We start from the raw sequence: 23,726 nt of genomic DNA on the forward strand, positions 1-23,726 counted from the left end.
AATGTTAATAAGCAGAAGGAAACTTGAAGGCGCTGATACCTAATTCACCTACAGTGATAATATGATTTTTATAAAAAAGTCCCGATGTTTGGCTTTTCGAGCTTAATTTTTTAATATCTTGGTAGCCTATATTATCGTTATATAAACTTAATAAATTCGAATTTGCCAATATCAAAAATTGATTGTTCGGCAGAATAATAATCTGGTTAATCGATGTTTTTCTTTTACTGTGCAGAGGCTGCCAATCTGTTTCAACACGTTGAAAAACATGCCCACGAAGCCCAGCAACAATGACAAACTCATCTGTTATTTGCACATCAAAAAACGAACCTGCATAAATTTCATCTTCACGATACCATGTTGTACCTTGATCAATACTTTTTGCAATAAGTCCGGCTTCACCAACAACCCATAAATCGCCATTAGCGAATGCTAATTTATTTAAATGGGGCAACACAGCGGCTAATTCTTCTTGATACTCGTCTTCACTACTTTGCTTTATTTCATTTAAGTATTCAATATCATCAACGGGCAATAAAGTCGCATGTAATTCTTTATGCCAAGTTAAACCCCCATCTAGGGTGCGCATAAATAGTCCATATGCACCAATCGCAATCCCTTGTTTATCATTAAAAAATAAAATATCAAAAAACGGTTTTTCTAAGCTAAAATCTTGAAATTGTATAGTCCACGTTTCTCCATGATCTGGACTATATAAAATGGTAGCACCATGTCCAACAGCCCAAACTTGACCAGTCTCAAGCGCAAAAACGCCCGTTAACATCTCGGCAGTAGGAACAGGCTTCTGCCGCCACTCGAAAGACTCAGCCGGTTCATTGTTCGTTTTATTAGCGACTACAATATGACCTCTTTCACCCACCGCTATTAACGCATTACGGGTTTGCGAAATATCTAATAATAAAGATTTAGGTGCTAACGGCTGGATCTCAGCATTTTTAGCTAAGACATCAATAGAGACAATCAATAATAATAAAATAAGAAGCGGATGAGTGAAATTCAATTTAAACCTCAAATTGTGTTAACGATCAAGATAGGTAGAAATAAAGCTGAAAGGACCCGCAGTGATGCAATATGTCATCACTGCTTTAAGGCTGACTTAAATTAACGAGATCGCTAACCGATATGCGCGTTATCGTTTACCCGCTCGACGTAAGGCCGAAGTGGTAAAATCTTTAGGCGATAACTCAACACTAAAATCATACATTGGTTCATTGTTATCTAAACCTAAAGCTAAATAACGACGAGAGTTTAAATCATGATAAACATCAAGTGTTGACCAATGCGTTGGGACTTCGTAGTAGTTTAAACCATAAGAAAAATTGACACGATAAAGTTCATCACGCGCATCATAAGCATCCGCTACATGAATTTGCCAACTATCTTCATCAATATAAAAAACACGCTTTTTATAAATATGACTTGTGCCTTCTTTCAGATCGGCTTCAACCACCCAAACACGATGTTTTTCGTAACGAGTGTATTCTGGGTTTATATGACCAGCATGCAAAATATCATCATAACTAATACCTTTAGCATGCAGTTTATAACTGTTATAAGGAATATACAGTTCTTGTTTACCCTTCAAAACCCAATTATATCGGTCTGGCGAACCATTATATAAATCAAAATCATCTGTTGTTCTTAAACCATCTGATGCAGTACCGGGTGCGTCATACGCTACGTTAGGCGCTTTACGAACACGACGTTGGCCTGTGTTGTAAGTCCAGGCATTACGGGGCGTTTTAACTTGGTCCATGGTTTCGTGCACCAATAATGCAGTCCCCTTTAAACGAGCGGGTGATGTCACTTCTTGGCTAAATTTAAATAAAATATTGGTATTTTCAAGCACTTCCGTTGTCGCATCTTTCATCGAATATTGAAAAATAATACGCTCATCAAAACCAATAAATGTGTAATCACCCGAAGAAGTCGGCATTGCTTGGCCACCGTTACGAATTGCGGATTCACCTCGATAGCGTAATACATGGTTCCAAATAACTTCTAACCCCGTTTTAGGTATCGGAAAAGGAATACCAATCGCAGTCCCTTTAATACCATTTCCGCCTTCAACTAATTCAGCACGTGTTGCGTTAGCCAAGGTTGCATCATAAACATGCTGAGGGTTTGAAGCCGTTCTTCTAGTTGGGTATACCGGCATTTTAAAGGTCTCAGGGTAAGTCGCAAAAAGCGCTTTTTGCCCTGCCGATAAATTGTCGCTATATTGACTGACATTTTTAGCATCAATCGTAAATAAGGGCTGATCAGTCGTAAACGGATCCGGATGGTGATTCCCTACTTTATAATTTGCAGGGGCTTTTGTTATACCTTGTGTCCAAGCCGGAATACTACCGTCTTTATTACCTGCCTTTTCAGCCCCGAGCGGCGTTAAATCTTTACCTAGGCGTGCTGCTTCATCTGCCGTTACTTTAGCCCATATTGCACTTGAAGAAAGAGTCAGTGCAATGGTTGTTGCTATCAATGTTGTTTTATTAATCATATCAAGATGCCTAACTTATATTGAATATTTAATACTAAAAGATACATAATCTCTATCAGAAAACGAGTTAGTTGTCCCTACCCCGCCCCAGAAGGCATTATATGAAAAGTCAGCACTTAGCTTGTTTTGATAATCAATAGTCACACCTAAGCTGCCAGATTTGCGTTCTTCAACAAACAAAAACATCGGATCAGGCGTGATGCCTTTCACATCATGAGAAAAAATAGCACGAGGGAAAACATTAACCATGCCTAAAACATTGTTATAAGTTAATTTGCTAACCAATCGATAACCCCATGCATCTTCAGTTGGAAAGGGATTAGTTTCATGCCCGCCAGATAATGAACCTCTCACACCTTGCTTAAAATCATCATAACCAGCGCGTGCCGTACCGGGTCCATTTAAATATTGATCTAAACCATCAGGAAAATCATCAATATAGACATAGCCAGCTTCTGCAAGCAATGCAACCGAGTCGGCACCTAATGTTGGCCCTAATAAATGAGTTACCGTGGCTTGAAATTGAGTTGTATCTCGGCGTATATAACCTTGAGCAATGTCACCAGATTGAATACCTTCAATTTGAGATATCCCCGCTGCCGCTTCAAAGCCTGGTATGCCCGCATTAGCTAATTGTTCAGGCATCGCGGCATAAAGTAACTCAACATCATCTAATTGTAAGGGCTCATCTTGTCGATGTGCTATTTCACCGGCAAACGCAGTCTCGCCGATACTGGTATTAAAACTAAACCCATAAAGTTTAATATCTTCTGGATATTCTAAAATGGCCTGTGTAAACACATCAAACTCTTGCAATGCATCTGGATTAGCGCCATTGGCTAAAAGGTTAGCAACATCACCCTGCAAACTCGCAGTCGTAAAATTAGAGGCTCGGCCTGAAATTAAAGGACGACGGCTATGATAATTCATATGATAAAAGCTAAACTCAGTGTCATTCAAATCTGGAGAATATATTGAAAACTTAATCCCATATTGCCCTTGGTCATCCGGTTCAATATCTGTATTTTTACCCATTACAGATACTTTTGTGCCTAACCCAATTAAAGCCAAAGGTATATTGGCCGCAACAGCCGCTTTTTGATCTTCAGGGGCCGTTAAATAAGCCGCACGTAGACCATTCAATTGCGCAACTACGTATTCCGCATTCATGTCAGGGTTTTGCGTAAAGCCTAATTGTACATTATTTTGATAACCCCCATCTCCGGCAAAATCATTAGTTGAAAAATAACTTCCTGGTGCCGGTAAAATTGTTTTCTCCCATTCATATTGATAATACATATCTAATGAGATGTTCTCGGTTAAGCCAATCGACGTCCAAATCATACCAACAGGAATAAAAGCTTCTTTTAATTCAGCACCGGGGGCTTTTAATCTGGCAATATCCACAGGGTTAATCGAGTTAATACCATGCGAGATAAGTGTGCTTTCTCCCCAACTAACAACTTGGTCACCTATACGAATAGAAACAGGGGTTTCTTCACCCAGCGTGAAGTCGGCATAGAAAAAAGCGTCTAATAATCGAAAGTCTTGGCATACTTGCTTTTTCGATTCTTCATCTGCACATACGTCATAGCGCGAGCCCGTTAATGGGTTGTTCCAAGCCGCACTGCCTTTAGCTTGATCATCATAAAAATACATAAAGCGTGTAAAAAAGCCATAATCACCCGCATTGATATCAACTTCATGTGTACCTTTAAATAAGGTACTAAATGCTTCACCCGGATCATGGTTTAAATTACCTAAATCGCCATTAGCCGAATACGACCCTGATTGCTGCCAAATATCATTGCTGGCATAAATAGGATTAGATAACGAATAGTTAGACCAATCAAATCGAGGGTGGTTATTTTTCCCTATCAGATCAAAATTACGGTCTTCAATTCGATAGCTAGTACCTAGTGTGAAAGTTGAATCAAAACTAATGGTAAAGTCACCTATTTCAAATTCACTGGCAATTGATGACGAACTCATCGCAAGTGCAATAGCTGCACTTAACACTTTTATTACAGGTGTTTTAGCTAAATCTTTACCGCTTAGCTTCATATTTTTCTCCCAAATTGCCTTCGGTACTACTCGGCATTGTTATTTAAATAGGTAAACCAAATAATATAATTACAATATATTAACACTCACATCAGGTCTTACCAGTATTAATTTATTAATATTTCAACAGGTAAGCATTTATGTCAAGAAAACACTTACTCTCTTTGTAGATTAATTGTTATAAAATGTAAAATTAATCATCGATTGTTTATTAAATGAACGTCAGTGAATAAAATCGATGATTGGGACCGTTAATGGATGATGAATTTTGAAAGTGCTTTCAAAAAAGCCATCTTCACTCGCTACCATTAAGTGCTCATGATCAATAATAATACTCCAACTTAATTTTTTATTAATACTACGCGACAAACTTTCAATTAATGATGTCTGTAACTCAATCATTTGTAACTGTGGATGTTTATTAATTTTATTAAGTAGTTTCTCATTCTTGTCTTTATCACAATAAAATAACCAAACATGTTCACTTTTCGCTTTTGCTTTTTCCAAACTATCTAGGGTAAGCGTGCCCACACTACACCAATGTAAATAATGACTTTGGTTACGTCGAATATACAATTCAGGTTCGTCAAACTGCTGACAATTAGGGCTGATCTGCATTTGTGAGTGATGCAACAAAGCACACGCCAGTAATTTTTCAACAAAATAAAAAGGCGTTATACGCGATGAGTAAGCAAGTGTTTGAGTAAAATGCTCATAATTATCAGAATCAATACGCGAAACATCAAATTGTGCACTGACTAACAAATTAGAATACGACATTTGACACCTCAGCTAAACTTCAACCATTGTTTTAGTTTAGTGCTAAGGCGTCAAGTTAGCCATTTTTGCATGTTTAATAAAATAATTTAAGTGGATTTATTCTATTTATCGTAACGTGCTATACAACGTAAATGTACCGTCACTTCTTCACGATCATGGTATAAGTGCTTAGCCACTAAGCTATAACGAATATCGTGATCAGATAATTTTTCTTCGATCGTTTGAAAACTATCTTTCACTGATTGATAACGTTGCTTCATTGGAAGTTTCAAATTAAAAATGGCTTCTTGGCAATCACCATTGATCAACCAATTTGCCATCAGCCGAGCAACCTTTGTTGGCTTTTCAACCATGTCACATACTAGCCAATGTACATTTTTTTTACGTGGTTTAAAGGCAAATCCATCTTCTTGAAAATGCTTAACTTGCCCCGTATCCATTAAGCGAGTATCCATTGCACCATTATCAACGGCCGCGACAAACATGCCTAATTGCACCAGTTGATAGGTCCAACCGCCAGGTGAAGCACCCAGATCAACCGATTGCATACTTGACGCTAAACGCGTTTCTCGTTCTTCAGGTGGTACAAAATATAAAAAAGCTTCTTCTAACTTTAATGAAGAACGGCTGGGCGCATTTTTAGACGCTTTTAAGCGGTGTATACCTAAATGATGAGCTGATGAATTGGTTAAAACGCTCGCGCCAAGAATAATATGACTCGATTCTTGAAGAAAAAGGTGTAATGCACGCTTAGCACCTCTGCGTAAAATACGTTTTTTTTCTAAAGCTTTTGTTAAAGGTAACGTAAATTTTTTGGCAAATTTTGCCATTTCTTTACCGTTGTTAGTATCAGGATAATCAATAGAAACATGACTAAACTCTTCACCATTTAACGCCTCAACAATAGGTGTTATACGATCTCCCTCGGTTAACTCTTCTAACCGAGAAACCACACGAAACCATTGACGGCAAAAAATAACGTCTTGTAACTTAATTAACTTAAAGAGCAAGCCATTTTCAGCTTCAGTTGCGCTAAACTCAATAAAACCTTCGTTTTCTTTAACTTTACAAAAACCGTATATTTCTTTCATTGCCGCTTTATCTTGGATCTCTGCGGCTAAATCTTTTTCAAAACCGGGGCGGCAATATAAAATATAATCTGACATTAAAATCGTTTAACTCCAAAATAACCCAAATTCAGCCATGCAAATATAAATGCGAGCCCGCCGATTGGGGTAAGAGGCCACAAAAATGACCATTCAAAGACAGCTAATCCATATAAACTGCCAGAAAAAAATATAATACCAACAATTAAGCTTAATGCAGAAATTAACACACTGCGATCAGACTGGTATTTATATAAAATGCTCAAGGCAAGTAACCCTAAGGCGTGAAAAAACTGATATTCAACTGCAGTCTGAACTGCCTCTAAAGACGCTAAGTTTAAACTGTTTTTTAACGCATGTGCAGCAAATGCACCCAAACTAACGGCTAAAGCTAAAAATAAGCAGGCACTAACAAACAAAATTTTATACAGGGGCATCAACAAACGCCTTAATCAAATGAATAGCTGAACTTAAGTTATCATCTAAGCTGAAACCACTGGCTTTTCTGGGTTTAAAACTATGGTCACCGTCTGGTAGCCATTTAATACGTGTTGATAGGTATTGCGCTAATTGATAGCTTTCTACATCGCTTTTATTACCAAAAGTATCTCGTTCACCTTGAATAATTAAAAAAGGCGATGTGATCGCATTAAAATGGGCTAATCGTGTTTTCTCTGGCTTACCTGGCGGATGAAATGGGTAACCTAAAGCGATAACCCCAGCGATTAAATCAGCACAAATTAATGATAAGTGTGAAGCAATCCGACCGCCCATCGATTTACCGGCAATAAAAACAGGTACATCAGTTTCTTCGACAGCTTCATATAACACCGCTTTATAACTTTCGATTAAGATATCAAGCTTGTTAGGTGGTCGCCTTTTACCGGTTTCATACATCATTTGCATATACGGAAAATCAAATAATAAAACACTGATGCCTTGTGCTGATAAATTACGCGCCATAAACTGCATAAAATCATGCTGGCTGCCCGCACCTGCACCATGCGCTAAAATCAATAGCGCATTTGGGGTTTCGGCTTTAAAATATTGCTTGTTCATCAATAATTTCTTCTTGTTCTTTTTTCACTAATGCTAACATCCAAGCCCTAAACGTATTTATTTTACCGATGTCTTTTTGACTATTTCGGCAAACCAAGTAATAAGCGTTTTTAGTAATTAACATTTCAGGAAAAGGTTGAATTAAACGACCAGCTTCTAGTTCAGGTCGTGCAAGCACACTATGCCCTAACGCAATACCTTGACCAAAAACCGCCGCCTGAATAACCATACTAGAATGGCTAAAAATGGGGCCATGGTTTACATTAATATTTTTTAAATCAAACTTACGACACCAAAGTTTCCAATATTTACGATTACTGTCATGTAATAAATTATGAAAAGTTAAATCCGATAGTTTATTTAATGGTTTGTCTAATGTAATTAAATTTGGCGAGCACACGGGGGTTAAATATTCGGTATGCAATTTAGTCGCTTCTAATCCGGGCCAGTTACCTCGCCCAAAATAGATAGCAACATCAACATCATCAGTTAAAGAGCCTTCATCCATATCAACCGCTTTAATTCTTACATCAATCTCAGGGTGTTGGGTTGAAAACAAATTAAGTCGAGGTACAAGCCATTGAATAGCAAAACTAGCCGGTAAACTCACTGTGATCGCACCTTTAGCACCTTTAGCTAATAAACGTTCTGTTGATTCATAAAGCGCATTAAATATATCTTTGATGTCGACATGATACGACTGACCTTCTTCTGTTAATAACAAGGCTCTATTTTTTCGCATGAAAAGTTTAATACCGAGAAACTCTTCTAACGCTTTTATTTGATGCGACACAGCCGCTTGAGTAACGAACAACTCCTCTGCAGCCTTTGTAAAACTTAGGTGTCGAGCTGCTGCTTCAAATGTTCGTAAAGAATTAAGTGGGGGTAATCGTCTCATGATGTATTAGTTTTTCTTATCCGAACAAATAATTTTAATCATTTTTAATAGACATGCATATCAAGTAAATTATACACGTCAAAGGAAAGATGGTACTTAATTAAAGATTTAGCCACTTTTTTTAACATAAAAAGAAACTTTATTACATAAATTTTACTAATGTAGGAATTAAATTATGAAAACACTTAAAACAATCACATTTTTAGCAACATTCGTTACTGCAAGCGCATTTGCCGCACCCACTAAAGTTGAATTAACTGAAGAACTTAAAGCATTTGCTATCGCTGATATAACAACGAACATTGAAGTCGAAGTTGAAAACAGCATTAAAGTTAACGACACAGCAATTAAAGTTGCTTTACGTAAAGAAGCTGAAGGCGCAGATTATAATACAGTAACAATTGCTGCAAGCAACAACACGAAAACGCAAGTGGCTGAATAATTCCACTTGCTAATTTTCGTTATTATTAAACTATTTAATCTCAATCGGCGTAAAACTTTTAACTAATTCATCAAGCGACTTGATTTGACTTAAAAAAGTTTCAAGTTGTGAAAGCGGAAATGCTGATGGACCATCACATTTCGCATTATCTGGATCAGGATGTGACTCCATAAATAGACCTGCTAATTTTGTCGACATACCCGCACGAGCGAGTTCTACCGTTAAATGACGACGACCACTCGATGCTTCTCCCATCGGATCACGACACTGCAGCGCATGAGTCACATCAAATATAATTGGGCTTCCTTGAGTCGTTTCTTTCATCACCGGAAAACCTAACATATCAACAACGAGGTTGTCATAGCCCATACAAGAGCCTCGTTCACACAGAATAACCTTGTCATTACCACACTCTGCAAACTTCTCTACAATATTTTTAACTTGTGATGGGCTCATAAACTGTGGCTTTTTAACATTAATAACCGCTTGAGTATCTGCCATCGCTTTTACAAGGTCAGTTTGACGCGCTAAAAAAGCGGGTAATTGAATAACATCAGCCACTTCGGCAACCGGTGCAGCTTGTTCACATTCATGCACATCTGTGATAACCGGCACATTAAACGTTTTTTTGATCTCTTCGAATATTTTTAGACCTTCATCTAACCCTGGCCCACGATATGAATGAATAGATGAACGGTTTGCTTTATCAAATGATGCTTTAAACACATAAGGAATATTTAGCTTTTGGGTTACTTCAACATAAGCTTCAGCGATTTTCATCGCTAGATCACGTGACTCTAAAACATTCATGCCACCAAATAACACAAAAGGTTTATCATTATTTACGGCAATATCTTTAACTTGTATCGTTTTTTGATTCATTTTGAATAACTCATTGAGAAATAAATTGTAATACTTGGCCACAAAACCAAGCTATATAAGTACCTAAAGCATAACCTAAAACGGCCAATAACACGCCAACCGGTGTTAAGGATGAAAAGCAGAAGCCACAATAGGTGTCGACGCGGCCTCCCGTAAAGTAGTTTGATACCAACCGCCAAATAAAACAGTGGGGCTTTAATGATCTAAGCCCTGGATCGCATTATCACTATGTGTATCAAAATCTACACACTGCCGAGAAAAAAAATAGACGATATAGTGATTGCAGTCACATCCGTTTATAAGCCATTAGTCGCAACTAAAATAGTAATGAAATAATAGTCATAAAAATTTGAGCTATTTTAGTCGAACCGACACTTTCTAATTTTCTTACGGCTAAAATAAAGGCTAATCTCTACCATTTTACAGTTGTAATCAGCCAAAAAAATGACAATGTAAGATAACACGGTAATTTAAGAACGAAATAGAAAAATGACGCTCAACAGCGCCATTAAAATACCAAATAAACAGTATCATTAGCGATCAAATACATGAAAGTTAATGGATAATTTGTTGCGACATATTAAAATCATCCAACTGCAACTTTAACATTTTAGCAATGGGATCATCAGGGCATTTCTCTACAAAATAACGATAGTCCTCTAATGCTTGTGGCTTACATTCCATTTGTTCAAGTAAATAACCGCGCTCTCGTCGTAAGTAAGGGTTATCAGGTTCATCAAATAATAAAGATTCACAAATTTTAAACGCCGGAATAAATTTATTTTCGGCAATTAAAACCGCTTTATAAAGTGTAATGATATTGAGTAATATGTTCTCATCCGTTTCAACTTCAATCGCTTCGACTTTCTCTTCTGTATTTACGCTATCAACATCATATAGCGCTTCTATTTCGTTCCAGTCATAAGAATAACCAGTTGATGGCTCAATAAACACATAAGCGTCATCATCAACACTAATACGCACTAGATAAGGAGAAGGCGTGATTAAAACATCCGATTCAAAACCCAGTGCGCGCGAAAAATCAGCGAGAACGAGAGACAGTAATCCCTGTTGTCCAGTACGATATTGGATCACATGTAATAAGCTAAAGAGTTGGCTATTTAGATTGCGATCATGCTTATCAGGCTGACTAAACATCGCTTCAGTGAAAAAAAAGTCGAGTAATATTTGTATTTTATCTACTTTTTCTTCTGCAGAAGCCACAACCTTAGTGCGAAGTTTATCAATAAGACTGAGGTACTCTTGAGTGGCTAATTCGACACTCTGTGGCGCATAAACAGACTCAGCGATATCAAGATATTGAAAAAAAAGAGATGTAAAAGAAGTTTGATGATTCAAAACACAGAAAAATTTTTAGTTAACTTAACTATAAAATGGGGACATTAAATTAAATTTCAATGCCCCTTCTATTTTTTATAATATGAAAGCTTGTTTAGACATTGCTAAATGGATAATCACCGCAATACAAGCAATCGAGGCACCGAGTGTCAACGCACGCACTTTAGCATTTGCTGTGTTTTTGATGGTATAAAAACCAAAGCCAATATAAGCAATAACTAGCAAGAGTTTTTCAGTCAACCAAGGTGTTTGAAAAGGATATTGCTGAATAGTAAACATTAAACCAAATGCAGACACTAATAAAATAGTATCAATGACATGCGGCATGATTTTCAACACTTTTTTATTAATCATCGCAGAATCACGGCAGATTAAAACATAACGAAAAATAAGTAACGAAACACTGAGTACAACAGCAAGCATGTGAACATGCTTTATAGCAAAATAGGGCATTATTTATCCGGATTATTAATTAAAATTTGTTCAAATTCGTCAACACTATCGATAAAATAATTAACGATTTCGGGATCAAAATGATTTCCCGATTGTGATTTAATATAGTCAACGACATCTTCTCTTGGCCAAGCATCTTTATAACAACGTTCATTACGTAAAGCATCATAAACATCGGCTAACGCCACTATACGACCATAAATATGGATAGATTCACCTGATTTTCCTTCAGGATAACCTGTACCATCCCATTTTTCATGATGATCTTTAGCAATAATAGCTCCTGCCTTAATTAAAGGGCGATCGCTACCTTGTAATAAGTTGAAGCCTAATAATGAATGCTCCATCATATTTTCACGTTCAAGTTCATCGAGTTTAGCCGGTTTATTTAAGATATCGTCGGCAATACCAATTTTACCTAAATCATGTAATGGAGCTGCATGCATAATCTGGTCGGCTTCTTCTTCACTCATCCCTGCTTTTAACGCTAATAACCGACAATATAAAGAAACCCGTTTAACATGATTTCCTGTTTCTTTTGATCTACATTCAACGGCTTCACTTAGGCGCATTACGATTTCACGCTGTGTATCTTCTAAATCGCGGGTTAATAGCACATTATCATAGGCAAGCTGAACATTAGTGGTGAATAGCTCAATTAAATGTTTATCGGTATCGCTTAATTCATCATTTAAACCGGCAATATAAAGCAATGAACCTTTAGATGATTTACTCTGACAATAAGCAATAACGTAATCTTCGCCATACACGATTTCTTTATTATTTAAAGCCTGATTAAAAGCAGACATCATAGCGGGTTTTAAAACCGTTTTAACAGATTTACCTTCCGCGTTGGCATAATCGCCCTGTCCCGCCACAACCACTAAGTCAGAATCATCTTGACTATGATCATTTGCAATCAGCGTTGTTGCATACATCGCTTTATCACTGCAACTGATCACCGATGTTAACTGTTGTACAATGCCACTAATGAATGATTCCATTGAATGAATAGAAAATAGATTGGTTGATGCTGTGATTATTTTTTCCAACCCTTTCCTATTTTGTTCTATCGCAATAATATCTCGATAAGAGCGCAAGCTAGCCATAATCACGGTAAATAGCTTTTGTGCGGTTAGTTCAGTTTTTGATTTGTAATCATTGATATCGTAATTCACAATAACTTGTCTTTCAGGCGCTTGCCCTGGCTGACCCGTGCGTAAAATAATACGCACAAAATGATTTTTTGCACGCTGACGTATATATTCAGCGACTTGCAAACCGGCATCATCCGATTCCATAACAACATCGAGCAAAATAATTGCCGCATCTGGGTGGTCTAATATCAGTTGTTTAGCTTCTTCTCCCGAATAAGCACTATGAAACTCTAAACCTTTGTGTTGAAAGCTAAAATCACTTAAAGCGAGCTTAGTCACCGCATGTACTTCAGGTTCATCATCAACAATTAATATTTTCCAATTCGAATCTGATACTTCGACAACATCATTGCTGTCATCATCATCGGCAAATAAAAAATCATTCACTATCTATTTCCTTAATCACTGATTATATTAACTTACGGCTGCCAGACAAAATACGCTTAAAGACTCAGTCGTTTTTATAAATACTTACCTGAACAAATTGTCACTTGAAAAAAGAACAGACTCAGTTTTTAACTTATTTATTCCATAAATGAGTTAAGTAAAGTATTAGAAAGCATATTGTGCAAGTGTAACTCGTGCTTGACCATTTAAATCGGCAATGTTTTCAATATTAATGTAGTTACCTTTTTCAAACAACTTTATTACATCTTCTTTTTGATCATAGCCATGCTCAATTAATATCCAACCTCGAGGCCGTAAATAGGTTGGTGCATTTGCAATAATATGCATAATATCTTGCAAACCGTTTAACGGCGCAGTTAAAGCGGATAAAGGTTCAAATCGAACATCGCCTTCAGTTAAATGCGGGTCGTTTTCTCGAATATAAGGCGGGTTAGAAACAATAATATCGAATTTTTCATGTTGTACAGGTAAAGCGTCAAACCAACTTCCAGAATACAAATCAATGTCGAGCTGATTAAGAACACTGTTTTCTTTAGCTAATTGTATGGCTTCGGTTTTGTAATCAGTCGCGGTTATTGACCAATCTGGTAATTCACTTTTAAGCGCTAAAGCAATAGCGCCTGTGCCCGTGCCTAAATCTAAAATATGACCTGATTTTTGTTGTTTTTTCAGAGCAAGTGTTAAAGCGCTTTCAACAAGCGTTTCGGTGTCTGGTCGAGGAATCAATGTTGAAGGCGCGACTTTGAATGGCAACCCCCAAAATTCTTTGTTCCCTAAGATATAGGCAATTGGCAAACCTTGTAGGCGCTTATCTAATAGGCGATTAAATGTCACTAACTGTTCATCAGTGACTATTTTGTCAGGCCAGGTATACAAATAAGCCCGGTTTTCTTTGCCTAAAACATGCAAAAGCAACAACTCAGCATCAAGTTTGGCACTATCAGAGTCAACTAACCGTGCGCTAGCATGCTTTACAATTGCCTGTATATTATTAAGCATTAATCGTTAGACAATGCAGCTAATAAATCAGCTTGATACTCTTGCATAATCGGATCAAGCAATGCCTGTAAATCACCCTCTATAATATCGGTTAATTTATATAAGGTTAAATTAATACGATGATCGGTTACACGCCCTTGAGGGTAATTATACGTACGGATACGTTCTGAACGATCACCACTGGCGACTAAGTTACGACGTGTTGAGTCTTCTTCTTCACGACGTTTTTCATCTTCTGCCGCTTGTAAACGCGCTTGTAAAACCGACATCGCTTGTGCGCGATTTTTATGTTGAGAACGTTGATCTTGACACTCAACCACAACCCCGGTTGGGATATGCGTAATTCGAATGGCTGAATCAGTTTTATTAACGTGTTGTCCACCCGCGCCTGACGCTCTGAATGTATCAATTCGTAAATCAGCCGAATTTATTTCTATCGCTTGAGATTCAGGGATCTCAGGCATAACTACAACCGTACACGCCGAAGTATGAATGCGACCTTGAGATTCAGTTTCAGGTACACGTTGTACACGATGCCCGCCCGATTCAAATTTAAACGTACCATAAACACTGTCGCCCGATAAATACAAGATGATCTCTTTAAAACCACCATGCTCACCTTCATTTGAGTTCATGACTTCAACACGCCAACCTTGCGATTCGGCGTAACGTGAGTACATTCTAAATACATCACCGGCAAAAATTGAAGCTTCATCACCACCCGCACCGGCTCTGATCTCAACATAACAGTTATTATCATCATTAGGATCACGTGGCAGCAATAAGATTTGAATGTCCGTTTTTAACTGCTCAAGGTTAGCTTTACCGTCTTTTATTTCTTCTTGCGCCATTTCGCGCATTTCTTCATCATCTTCTTCAAGCATTTCATGTGCAGAAGCTAAATCACTCACCGCTTGTAAATAATCTTGATAAGTTTTAACGATTTCTTCAAGCTGTGAATATTCTTTAGATAATGTTCTAAATTTATCTTGATCGGCGATCGTCCCCGGATCACTCAATAAGGCCTGAACTTCTTCATAACGCTCTTGCAAGCCTTCTAATTTTCTTAATATGGAGTCTTTCATAAACTGTTTATTTTGACCTAGAGCTTTTTTGCTCAGTAATTGTTTCTATAAATTCGGTTTGCTCAAGCTTCACGGCTTCTCTTATCGCCACAGTAGGCGAATGCATCAGCTTGCGAGTTAGTTGAGTGGCTAAATTTTGTAAAACTTGTTCAGCCGCCGCGCCATTTTCTAGCTGTTTTAACGCTTTATCTAAAGCGAATGATTTGTGTTCTTCACATTGCTGACGGTAAACACGCACATAATCAACCGACTTTAAACTTTCAAGCCATTCAAGAAAAGCATTAACTTCCGTTTTGATAATAGATTTAGCTTGCTCTGCAGCCGCCAATCTTTGCTTTTGATTGTTTTCAATTATGCCTTGCAAATCGTCAACGGTATATAAGTATACATTATCTACCGCGTTTACTTCTTCTTCAATATCGCGGGGCACCGCAATATCGATCATTAACATGGGTTGATTCATCCGCTTTTTAAGCGCTTTTTCGACCATGCCTTTACCTATAATGGGTAAAGGTGAGGCAGTAGATGATACAACGACATCAGATTTTATCAATAATTCAGGTATTTCATTTAAGGTTGCACTAAGGCCATTAAATTCCTGAGCTAAAGCTTGAGCTCGCTGCAAAGTCCGATTAACCACCGTAATTTGCTTACAGCCAGCCTCATTTAAATGCCGAGCCACTAATTCAATTGTTTCACCCGCACCGACTAATAATACTTTAGCATCGCCTAAATTTGAAAAAATATGCTTAGCTAAATTAACCGCGGCAAAAGCGACCGATACTGCAGAAGCGCCGATATCGGTGTTAGTGCGGATATCTTTGGCCACTGAAAAGGTTTTTTGAAATAGTTTTTGTAATAAAGTATCAAGGTGATTTCTATTTTTAGCTTGTGTGTAGGCTTGCTTTAACTGCCCTAAAATTTGTGGTTCACCTAAAACTAATGAATCTAACCCGGCCGCAACCGACATCAAATGCTCGATAGCCGCTTCCTGTCGATAAAAATAAAGACAATCTTGGATCAGTTTATTGTCAATATTCGCATGAAAAGCAAACCAATTAACAACATCATGTTCAGTGATACTATCCGCTACCACATAAACTTCGGTACGATTACACGTTGAAACGGTAACAACTTCATTCACTCGATACGTTTTTTTTAAGTCAGCTATCGCGTTATCAAGATCTTCGGTGGAAAAAGCCACTTTCTCCCGTATACTAACCGGAGCGGTTTTGTGACTTATACCAAATGAAAAAAACGCCATATAAACTGCCTAAGAAGCGATCCGGAAAAATGAGAGGCCTGATTTTACGAGAAGGCAACGCAGAATTAAAGCTCTATACCCAAATGATACGAAGACTTTTTAATAAATGATTAAACTTTATACAATTGCCCTGTTATGTTTTTTTCTTATTTCATGTGTAAACACACCCGAAGAGATAAAACCCACTCACTATACCCATATTAAACAAATTAAAAATTTTACAATAAAAGGCAAAGCGGCTTTTATTTCGCCACAAAAGAAAGAATCCCTTAATTTTTTCTGGCAACAAAAAAATGACCAATACGATATTAAGTTCACGACTTTCATGGGTATTGAAGTCGCCCATATTACCGGTAACAACCGCACTATCAATATCGTTGCCGATGGTGAAACTTACACATCAACACAGCCTGAGCAGTTATTAAATGAAATAACAGGATGGGACATACCCTTGCGGTATTTAGCACGTTGGATAACTGGCAATCATTCTGGCGTTGTTTTAGATAAACATATCGATATAAACCAGCCAAAGCATGTTTTAGCACGAATAAATGCAGAGCAAGAATGGAAGCTTGAATATCAGGCTTATTATCCTTACTTTAAATTGTTATTACCTAAAAAAATGCAATTAAAGCAATATAATAGCCGCATTATTCTATCGATTAACTATTGGAGATTAGATTAATGCAAAGCCAGTCAGTGCAATATAGATGTCCAGCGCCTGCCAAAATAAACCTCTTTTTACATATCACGAGCCAGCGATCTGATGGTTATCATAACTTACAAACTTTATTTCAATTCACTGAATTTTGCGACTGGTTAACTTTTAGCCTCAATTCTACAGACGATATTGTCTTAACCGGCGACTCCGTCGGCATTTCACCTGAAGATAATCTTATTTATAAAGCGGCCCTGCTGCTTAAATTTAAAACCAAGTGCCCGTTAGGGGCAAAAATAGACCTAGAAAAAAATATTCCCAGTGGCGCAGGTTTAGGCGGCGGGTCATCCGATGCAGCAACAACGCTTTTAGTCTTAAATAAGTTGTGGGATCTAAAGTTAACAAATGATGAGCTCAGTGCCATTGGTTTAACGCTCGGTGCAGATGTCCCCATTTTTATACATGGCAATAGCGCTTTTGCTGAAGGAGTCGGCGAAAAGCTGATTAATGCGGAATTAAGTGAATTAGATATTGTATTAGCCATGCCAAAACAAACATCAATTTCGACGCAAATCATTTTTACTCACCCAGATTTACCACGAGATTCAGCAAAAATTGACTTTTCGGCATACCAATTTGCAAAAACACGCAATGATTGCGAAATGATTGTGCGACAATCTTATCCTGCTGTTGCAAATACATTGAGCTGGTTGGTAGAATACGCGCCGTCTCGTATGACAGGCACAGGAGCTTGTTGTTTCGCTTTATTTAATAACCGTTCATCCGCTGATGAAATGGTAAAGCATTCACCTAATTTTGTGGATTGCTATGTAACGAAAACGTGTAACACGTCGAGTGCACACGATTTCATTGCCACACACTTTAAAAATTAATACTGGAGTAGCCGATAATTGCGGGTGCTTGATTTTTTAGATTTAAACACTTCAGAGGTTCTAACTGTGCCTGATATGAAAATTTTTTGCGGTAATGCTACCCCAGATTTAGCTAGAAAAATTGCTGAACGACTTTATACACAAGTTGGTTCAGCCGATGTTGGACGTTTTAGCGATGGCGAAATTTGCGTTCAAATTAATGAAAATGTGCGTGGTTCAGACGTTTTCATTATTCAATCAACTTGTGCGCCAACCAATGACAATTTAATGGAATTAATTGTGATGATCGATGCGTTACGCCGTGCGTCTGCTGGTCGTATAACCGCCGTTATTCCATACTTTGGTTATGCAAGACAAGATCGACGTGTTCGTTCAGCTCGTGTGCCTATCACTGCAAAAGTCGTTGCTGATTTCTTGTCGAGTGTTGGGGTTGACCGTGTATTAACGGTTGATTTACATGCAGAACAAATTCAAGGATTTTTTGATGTTCCGGTTGATAATGTGTTTGGTAGTCCCATTTTGCTTGAGCACATGTGTGAACAGAATTTTGAAAACCCAGTTGTGGTGTCACCTGATATTGGTGGTGTGGTTAGAGCAAGAGCTATTGCTAAGCAATTTGATGATTGTGATTTAGCCATTATTGATAAAAGACGTCCTCGTGCTAATGTAGCTCAAGTGATGCATATTATCGGTGATATTGAAGGTCGTGACTGTATTATTGTCGATGACATGATTGATACAGGCGGTACGTTATCAAAAGCCGCAACAGCCCTAAAAGAACGTGGAGCTAAACGTGTATTTGCTTACGCAACTCATGCGGTATTCTCTGGCGAAGCTTATAACATTATCAAAGATTCTCAATTAGATAAATTGATTGTTACTGACTCTATTACCTTGTCGCCTAAAATGGCTAAATTAGAAAAAATAGAGCAATTAACACTCAGCGGCATGCTAGCTGAATGTTTACGCCGTGTAAGCAATGAAGAATCAATATCGGCAATGTTTGATAACTACGAATCGAATTAATCGTATAGTTATTTAAAATATAAAAAAAAGCGCTATTAAGCGCTTTTTTTTATATACCCAAGTCACTTAGGTATATAGACAACATAACAGTCATCATGAATAAATCGAAATTAATGCTCTGTTGCCTGCGCGACTTCATTAATCAAACGTCTTAACCAGATATGACTAGCATCATGATGTAGCAATGGACTCCAAATCATTTTTAATTCCATCTCAGGTATTTTAATCGGAGGCTTAGAAATTAACACATTCTCGAAATTACGGTAATTAAAAGCAGCACGATGCGGCACAGTAACCAACATGTTTTTTTCAAGTGCTAATTGGATGGCAACATGATAGTTTCGAGTAAACACCGTTATTTGTCGTTTTTTGTTTAATTGATCTAACGCATCATCAACCCAACCTAACTTGCTAACATCTTCAGTGTCCATACCAACCCCAACACCAAAACCCGTTTTACTCACCCAAATATGTTGGCCTTCTAAATATTCGTCTAACGTCACTTTATCGCCAATCACCGCATCTTTATGCGTCAAGCAAACAAAATGATCTAACCAAATACGTTTTTGATGAAATGAAATGGGTAAATCTTCAAAACGATTAATCGCCATATCAATTTTACCGGCTTCTACATCATGAAATGTAACATCACTCGGTGTCATAATATCTAATGCAACATGCGGAGCTTCATTTCGTAATCGAGCAAGCAAAGGTGGCAGTAAAGTAGATGCAGCGTAATCACTCGCCATAATGCGATAAACGCGAGTACTGCTTTCTGGGACAAAATCATTTGAAGGCTGAAGCGCTTCTTCCAGTTCGAGTAAGATACGTCTTACTACAGGCTGTAATGTTCTCGCTTTTTCAGTAGGCGACATACCATCACTTGTTCTAACCAGCAATGGATCATTCAATAATGTGCGTAATCTTTTTAAGCCATTACTCATAGCGGGTTGAGTAATTTTTAATTGGTTTGCCGCTCTTGTTACATTTTGCTCTCTTAACAAAACATCCAAATAAATTAATAAATTTAAATCTACGTTCGCAATATTCACTAAATTGATACCTTTGTAAAACACATATTCACCAAATAAATATACGCTTTTTTTGATTAGGTTTAAACTTAATTTATGACATTTATTTAAAACTTTCTTATTTAAATCACGGAGTACAACAATGGCTCAAGCCTTAGATATGGCCCAAGTGGATAAAAGTCTTGAAAATTTTGTGATCCCCCCCCGACCAGACTTATTAATTAGATTACAAGCTGAGATTGATAAACCTGAACCCAGTATTATTAATATTGCCAGTATTGTTGAGCAAGACTTAGCAATATCCGAATTCACGCTAAAAGTCGTTAACTCGCCTTTATTTGCGGCTAACCGCGAAATTAAAACGATAAATCATGCCTGTTCTATTTTAGGTTTAACCAAATTAACCAAAGTGATCACCAGTATTATTTTACGCTACACTTTTTTAAATGAAGAAGAACCACAAAGCTTTAATTCAAAACTATGGAACTCAGCAGCCATAATCGCGGATGCGTGTTTTGCGATTGGCCAATTTATCGATGCTGAATCGCCAGATGATGCATACACAATTGGTATGTTCCACAATGCCGGTATGTCTTTGATTATTGAACAGCAACCCAATTACCCTGATATTTTGTATAACGCCCACATGCAAACAGAAATGCCGATCGGTTTATATGAAGAAGAAGCTATTGATACCTCACATGAAGTTTTGGGCTTTTTAATCGCGCAAAACTGGGGATTAGACCATATTATCAGCAACGTCATCGCTTACCATCATTCCCCTTCGATTATTCTTAATACGGGTTCATATACCGAAAAGCAATTGTTCTGTATTTTGAAATTAGCCGAGCATATGGTTAATTTACCGGCCATGTTAGTCAATGGGCATGATGTTTATGAATGGGAAAAAATTAGCCATCAGGTGCTCGATATCTTAGAAATAGAAGATTATCAATTACACGACCTAGGCGAACTTTTATTTGGCTTTGGCGTTAAAACGATTTACCACAGTTAATCTATAAATTAATCTGAGCTCATAGGATCAGTGGCAGTGTTATTTGTTTTTAAGCTGTATTTTATTTTAGCAAGCGTATCGGCAACGGTAATGAGTGACATAGCCTTAGGGTGATGCACTCTTTCATGCCAAGATAACTCATTTTCAGACTTACTTAATAATAGCTCTGCCGCATTATTATATTTATCAATGGTTAAGTCTGCTGCACGATAAGGCCCAGACAAAGCAGAACGCGCAACAGCATAAAGCCCAACCACAGGAACAGAAAAAGCCCGTGCAATATGAACAGGCCCTGAATCAGGGCTGACCAATAAATCACTCTGCGCGATCAACCACAGCAGCTGCTTTAAATTAGTTTTGCCCACGAAGCTTTCAACCAAAGGAGAGAGCGATTTAATAACAGCTGCTTTATCTTGTTCTTCTTTTGAAGAGCCGCCAATCAATATAACTCTATTTTTTTTATCGTCGAGTAAATTTTTGGTCAGTTCTACGTAATAGTTAATTGGCCAATTTCTTTCTGCTTTGCTTGCCGCCAAATTAATTGCAATATAGCGATACTCGCTATCTTTACGAAACATAGGTGCTAAGTTACCTGGTAAGCAGTTTTCAAAATCAAATCCCACAAACGAACATCTACGGTCAGATATATGATCAGCTAAAGCTAGAAACCCATCCAAGATATGCTCATTTTTGTATCTAATTTGTTCAGTAACAAATAAGTGGTGTCCGTCTTTTGCCCGTACCGAATCAAAACCAATTTTCCTTTTGGCCTTGATAAAAGGATAAATAATATTAGCTGAAAAACTCGCTTGAGCACAAAGTAAGATATCAAATTGATAATGTTTCAGCTGCTTTCGAACTAAATAAAGATCGGATAAACGTTTTACCTTATTGATAACGATAAAGTTCACATTCTTAATTCCCGACAATAACTGACAACCAATCTCACTGGTGATCCATGATATTTGGGCATTAGGATAAGATTGCTTTAAAGCGGGAATTAACGCTGAGCACATCACTAAATCACCAATAGCTGATAATCTAAAAATACAAATATGTTGAACATTATCTATTTCGGGTTTAAGCACGTTAAAACACTAAGCTGTTTGTAATTAATATTTATTTTAGCTGTTCATTGTGAAATCAATGTGTCATCGACACTTAATTTACATGTCATGGTTCAAGATTATGCTTGAGTCTAATTTGCTTAAAATATCTATGCTACGTTTGAAATACTTATGAAAAATCATATTTTGTACAACACGCTAATGCGGATCTTGCTTCCTTTTGTATTATTAAATTTAAAACGCAAAGCAAAAAAACAACCTGAATATGGTTTCCGTTGGGATGAACGTTTAGCAAATTGCCCAATTAAAGTTAGGCCAAAAGGCATTTTAATTCATGTAGCCTCATTAGGAGAGGCCTTATCCGCGGCTCCGATTATTCAAGATTTAATAGCCCACTACCCTAATGAAGCAATCACAGTAACAAGTACAACTCCAACAGGATCTGCCCAGATCCAACAATTATTTAGCACACACGTTACGCATTGTTACCTTCCTTATGACCTGCCGATCCTTCAATATCGTTTTATTAATTTAATTAAGCCACGATTACTGGTTTTAATGGAAACCGAGCTTTGGCCAAATTTAATCTCGAATGCTAAACGTGTCGGTGCAAGTGTTGTGGTTATTAATGCAAGACTCTCAGAACGATCATATAAAGGCTATGCACGTTTTAGATCGGTTAGTGCCACCATGATCAATCAGATCGATCTTATATCAACACAATATTATACTGATGCCCAACGGTTTATAGACTTAGGCGCTAAACGATCGCAAATTAAAACAACCGGCAATATAAAATTTGATTGCGAACTTTCTGATGATCAAGCGCTTAAAAACCAACAACTTAAAAATCAATGGCAATTAAATAAGCCAGTCGTAGTAGCCGCGAGCACGCATGAAGGAGAAGAAGCGATTATATTAGCCGCATTTAAAATTTTAAAAACAAACATACCCAACTTAGTTCTCATTATCGTACCACGCCACCCAGAACGCTTTGATTCTGTATTTCAGTTATGTTCACCCCATTTTAATACCGTTTATAAAACACAAATAACTGAAAGCGTCCCTATTAATACCGATATTATAATCGGTAATACGTTAGGTGAAATGCTGCAATACATGAGTTTAGCCCAGGTTGTTATTATGGGAGGCAGTTTAGTTGAGCGAGGAGGCCATAACCCGTTTGAAGCGATTTGCCAACAAAAAGCCGTTATTACCGGGCCGCATATTTTTAATTTTAAAGCGTCTTACCAGATATTAAAATCAAGAGAAGGTGCACTAGAAGTAGAAGACAAACAGCAATTAATCGATAATTTATACACATTATTAATGAGTGAAGCCGAATGCAACACCATCGCGCAAAATGGGTATCGCTGCTTGAAAGAATTCCAAGGTTCGAGTCAAAAAACAACTCAATTATTAATCGAGCAATTTGATAAAACAGTGCCAGTAAATGTGTATAACGTGGTAAAAAAGATTAGTCATGCGAAAACCTAACAAAGCGCACTTAACGCAACAAGTCGTTCTACTTTCGCATAGCATGACAAGAACATTCACGTATG

General features: G+C 37.5%; 23 protein-coding genes. 6 read left to right on the plus strand and 17 right to left on the minus strand.

Features of this window, described 5'->3' with window-relative positions:
* Positions 1 to 4: 4 nt before the first annotated feature.
* From DPX34_RS16150 to DPX34_RS16185, 8 genes are all read right to left on the minus strand, one after another.
* Complete coding sequence (locus tag DPX34_RS16150; protein ID WP_157964760.1) at positions 5 to 1,021, minus strand: WD40/YVTN/BNR-like repeat-containing protein; 1,017 nt, start codon at positions 1,019 to 1,021, stop codon at positions 5 to 7.
* Between the two features lie 129 nt (positions 1,022 to 1,150).
* Positions 1,151 to 2,518: a DUF1329 domain-containing protein gene (locus DPX34_RS16155; RefSeq protein ID WP_111979486.1), complete on the minus strand. Its 1,368-nt coding sequence runs from the start codon at positions 2,516 to 2,518 to the stop codon at positions 1,151 to 1,153.
* 15 nt (positions 2,519 to 2,533) lie between these two features.
* A complete protein-coding gene (locus DPX34_RS16160; protein ID WP_111979487.1) occupies positions 2,534 to 4,582 on the minus strand; it encodes a DUF1302 domain-containing protein in 2,049 nt (682 codons plus the stop codon).
* 222 nt (positions 4,583 to 4,804) lie between these two features.
* The gene (locus DPX34_RS16165) at positions 4,805 to 5,362 is read right to left on the minus strand and encodes a YaeQ family protein (RefSeq protein ID WP_111979488.1); all 558 of its coding nucleotides are present in this window, start codon (positions 5,360 to 5,362) and stop codon (positions 4,805 to 4,807) included.
* Between the two features lie 101 nt (positions 5,363 to 5,463).
* Positions 5,464 to 6,528, minus strand: coding sequence for a 23S rRNA (cytidine(2498)-2'-O)-methyltransferase RlmM (rlmM, locus tag DPX34_RS16170; protein ID WP_111979489.1), 1,065 nt, complete (start codon positions 6,526 to 6,528; stop codon positions 5,464 to 5,466).
* Positions 6,528 to 6,905: a DUF423 domain-containing protein gene (locus tag DPX34_RS16175; protein WP_111979490.1), complete on the minus strand. Its 378-nt coding sequence runs from the start codon at positions 6,903 to 6,905 to the stop codon at positions 6,528 to 6,530. The genes rlmM and DPX34_RS16175 overlap by 1 nt, the downstream gene beginning before the upstream one ends.
* Positions 6,892 to 7,527 carry an alpha/beta family hydrolase gene (locus DPX34_RS16180; protein ID WP_111979491.1) on the minus strand — a complete coding sequence of 212 codons (636 nt, stop codon included), beginning with the start codon at positions 7,525 to 7,527 and terminating at the stop codon, positions 6,892 to 6,894. The genes DPX34_RS16175 and DPX34_RS16180 overlap by 14 nt, the downstream gene beginning before the upstream one ends.
* Positions 7,508 to 8,428 (minus strand): transcriptional regulator GcvA, encoded by a 921-nt coding sequence (locus tag DPX34_RS16185; protein ID WP_111979492.1) that lies wholly within the window; start codon positions 8,426 to 8,428, stop codon positions 7,508 to 7,510. The genes DPX34_RS16180 and DPX34_RS16185 overlap by 20 nt, the downstream gene beginning before the upstream one ends.
* 172 nt (positions 8,429 to 8,600) lie before the next feature.
* Between DPX34_RS16185 and DPX34_RS16190 the strand changes: the two genes are divergently transcribed.
* Positions 8,601 to 8,867: a hypothetical protein gene (locus DPX34_RS16190; protein ID WP_111979493.1), complete on the plus strand. Its 267-nt coding sequence runs from the start codon at positions 8,601 to 8,603 to the stop codon at positions 8,865 to 8,867.
* A gap of 30 nt (positions 8,868 to 8,897) precedes the next feature.
* Here DPX34_RS16190 and kdsA read toward each other — a convergent pair whose 3' ends face one another.
* The 7 genes from kdsA to hemA all read right to left on the minus strand — a co-directional run bounded on the left by kdsA (position 8,898) and on the right by hemA (position 16,474).
* Entirely contained in the window at positions 8,898 to 9,749 is an 852-nt protein-coding gene (gene kdsA, locus DPX34_RS16195) for a 3-deoxy-8-phosphooctulonate synthase (RefSeq protein WP_111979494.1), read from the minus strand.
* 555 nt (positions 9,750 to 10,304) lie between these two features.
* Positions 10,305 to 11,108 carry a tetratricopeptide repeat protein gene (locus tag DPX34_RS16205; RefSeq protein ID WP_111979496.1) on the minus strand — a complete coding sequence of 268 codons (804 nt, stop codon included), beginning with the start codon at positions 11,106 to 11,108 and terminating at the stop codon, positions 10,305 to 10,307.
* 75 nt (positions 11,109 to 11,183) lie between these two features.
* On the minus strand, positions 11,184 to 11,561 hold the full coding sequence (locus DPX34_RS16210; RefSeq protein WP_111979497.1) for a SirB2 family protein: 378 nt from the start codon (positions 11,559 to 11,561) through the stop codon (positions 11,184 to 11,186).
* Positions 11,561 to 13,108, minus strand: coding sequence for a DUF3369 domain-containing protein (locus DPX34_RS16215; protein ID WP_111979498.1), 1,548 nt, complete (start codon positions 13,106 to 13,108; stop codon positions 11,561 to 11,563). The genes DPX34_RS16210 and DPX34_RS16215 overlap by 1 nt, the downstream gene beginning before the upstream one ends.
* Before the next feature lie 162 nt (positions 13,109 to 13,270).
* Entirely contained in the window at positions 13,271 to 14,125 is an 855-nt protein-coding gene (prmC, locus tag DPX34_RS16220) for a peptide chain release factor N(5)-glutamine methyltransferase (protein WP_111979499.1), read from the minus strand.
* Positions 14,125 to 15,210: a peptide chain release factor 1 gene (gene prfA, locus DPX34_RS16225; protein WP_111979500.1), complete on the minus strand. Its 1,086-nt coding sequence runs from the start codon at positions 15,208 to 15,210 to the stop codon at positions 14,125 to 14,127. The genes prmC and prfA overlap by 1 nt, the downstream gene beginning before the upstream one ends.
* A gap of 7 nt (positions 15,211 to 15,217) precedes the next feature.
* Positions 15,218 to 16,474, minus strand: coding sequence for a glutamyl-tRNA reductase (gene hemA / locus DPX34_RS16230; protein WP_111979501.1), 1,257 nt, complete (start codon positions 16,472 to 16,474; stop codon positions 15,218 to 15,220).
* A gap of 106 nt (positions 16,475 to 16,580) precedes the next feature.
* On the opposite strand from hemA, the gene lolB reads away from it, so the two are divergent.
* The 3 genes from lolB (at position 16,581) to DPX34_RS16245 (ending at position 19,051) form a co-directional block, all read left to right on the plus strand.
* Positions 16,581 to 17,159: a lipoprotein insertase outer membrane protein LolB gene (lolB, locus tag DPX34_RS16235; RefSeq protein ID WP_111979502.1), complete on the plus strand. Its 579-nt coding sequence runs from the start codon at positions 16,581 to 16,583 to the stop codon at positions 17,157 to 17,159.
* Positions 17,159 to 18,025, plus strand: coding sequence for a 4-(cytidine 5'-diphospho)-2-C-methyl-D-erythritol kinase (gene ispE / locus DPX34_RS16240; RefSeq protein WP_111979503.1), 867 nt, complete (start codon positions 17,159 to 17,161; stop codon positions 18,023 to 18,025). The genes lolB and ispE overlap by 1 nt, the downstream gene beginning before the upstream one ends.
* Positions 18,026 to 18,091: 66 nt before the next feature.
* A complete protein-coding gene (locus DPX34_RS16245) occupies positions 18,092 to 19,051 on the plus strand; it encodes a ribose-phosphate pyrophosphokinase (protein ID WP_157964762.1) in 960 nt (319 codons plus the stop codon).
* Positions 19,052 to 19,161: 110 nt separating this feature from the next.
* On the opposite strand, the gene DPX34_RS16250 is transcribed toward DPX34_RS16245, so the two are convergent.
* Complete coding sequence (locus tag DPX34_RS16250; RefSeq protein WP_111979533.1) at positions 19,162 to 20,103, minus strand: LysR family transcriptional regulator; 942 nt, start codon at positions 20,101 to 20,103, stop codon at positions 19,162 to 19,164.
* Between the two features lie 121 nt (positions 20,104 to 20,224).
* On the opposite strand from DPX34_RS16250, the gene DPX34_RS16255 reads away from it, so the two are divergent.
* Complete coding sequence (locus DPX34_RS16255) at positions 20,225 to 21,097, plus strand: HDOD domain-containing protein (protein WP_111979504.1); 873 nt, start codon at positions 20,225 to 20,227, stop codon at positions 21,095 to 21,097.
* 8 nt (positions 21,098 to 21,105) lie between these two features.
* Here the strand turns inward: DPX34_RS16255 and DPX34_RS16260 are convergent, their stop codons facing one another.
* The gene (locus DPX34_RS16260) at positions 21,106 to 22,185 is read right to left on the minus strand and encodes a glycosyltransferase family 9 protein (RefSeq protein ID WP_111979505.1); all 1,080 of its coding nucleotides are present in this window, start codon (positions 22,183 to 22,185) and stop codon (positions 21,106 to 21,108) included.
* A 150-nt stretch (positions 22,186 to 22,335) separates the two neighbouring features.
* On the opposite strand from DPX34_RS16260, the gene waaA reads away from it, so the two are divergent.
* Positions 22,336 to 23,661, plus strand: a complete 1,326-nt coding sequence (gene waaA / locus DPX34_RS16265) for a lipid IV(A) 3-deoxy-D-manno-octulosonic acid transferase (RefSeq protein ID WP_111979506.1) — start codon at positions 22,336 to 22,338, stop codon at positions 23,659 to 23,661.
* Positions 23,662 to 23,726 lie beyond the last annotated feature (65 nt).

This window comes from Algibacillus agarilyticus, assembly GCF_003286125.1.
Lineage (GTDB): Bacteria > Pseudomonadota > Gammaproteobacteria > Enterobacterales > Alteromonadaceae > Algibacillus > Algibacillus agarilyticus.

Coding starts and splice junctions, on each gene's coding strand:
- DPX34_RS16155 (WP_111979486.1), bottom strand. CDS start 2,518: ATGATTAATAAAACAACATTGATAGCAACAACCATTGCACTGACTCTT.
- DPX34_RS16160 (WP_111979487.1), bottom strand. CDS start 4,582: ATGAAGCTAAGCGGTAAAGATTTAGCTAAAACACCTGTAATAAAAGTG.
- DPX34_RS16165 (WP_111979488.1), bottom strand. CDS start 5,362: ATGTCGTATTCTAATTTGTTAGTCAGTGCACAATTTGATGTTTCGCGT.
- rlmM (WP_111979489.1), bottom strand. CDS start 6,528: ATGTCAGATTATATTTTATATTGCCGCCCCGGTTTTGAAAAAGATTTA.
- DPX34_RS16175 (WP_111979490.1), bottom strand. CDS start 6,905: ATGCCCCTGTATAAAATTTTGTTTGTTAGTGCCTGCTTATTTTTAGCT.
- DPX34_RS16180 (WP_111979491.1), bottom strand. CDS start 7,527: ATGAACAAGCAATATTTTAAAGCCGAAACCCCAAATGCGCTATTGATT.
- DPX34_RS16190 (WP_111979493.1), top strand. CDS start 8,601: ATGAAAACACTTAAAACAATCACATTTTTAGCAACATTCGTTACTGCA.
- kdsA (WP_111979494.1), bottom strand. CDS start 9,749: ATGAATCAAAAAACGATACAAGTTAAAGATATTGCCGTAAATAATGAT.
- DPX34_RS16210 (WP_111979497.1), bottom strand. CDS start 11,561: ATGCCCTATTTTGCTATAAAGCATGTTCACATGCTTGCTGTTGTACTC.
- prmC (WP_111979499.1), bottom strand. CDS start 14,125: ATGCTTAATAATATACAGGCAATTGTAAAGCATGCTAGCGCACGGTTA.
- prfA (WP_111979500.1), bottom strand. CDS start 15,210: ATGAAAGACTCCATATTAAGAAAATTAGAAGGCTTGCAAGAGCGTTAT.
- hemA (WP_111979501.1), bottom strand. CDS start 16,474: ATGGCGTTTTTTTCATTTGGTATAAGTCACAAAACCGCTCCGGTTAGT.
- lolB (WP_111979502.1), top strand. CDS start 16,581: ATGATTAAACTTTATACAATTGCCCTGTTATGTTTTTTTCTTATTTCA.
- ispE (WP_111979503.1), top strand. CDS start 17,159: ATGCAAAGCCAGTCAGTGCAATATAGATGTCCAGCGCCTGCCAAAATA.
- DPX34_RS16255 (WP_111979504.1), top strand. CDS start 20,225: ATGGCTCAAGCCTTAGATATGGCCCAAGTGGATAAAAGTCTTGAAAAT.
- waaA (WP_111979506.1), top strand. CDS start 22,336: ATGAAAAATCATATTTTGTACAACACGCTAATGCGGATCTTGCTTCCT.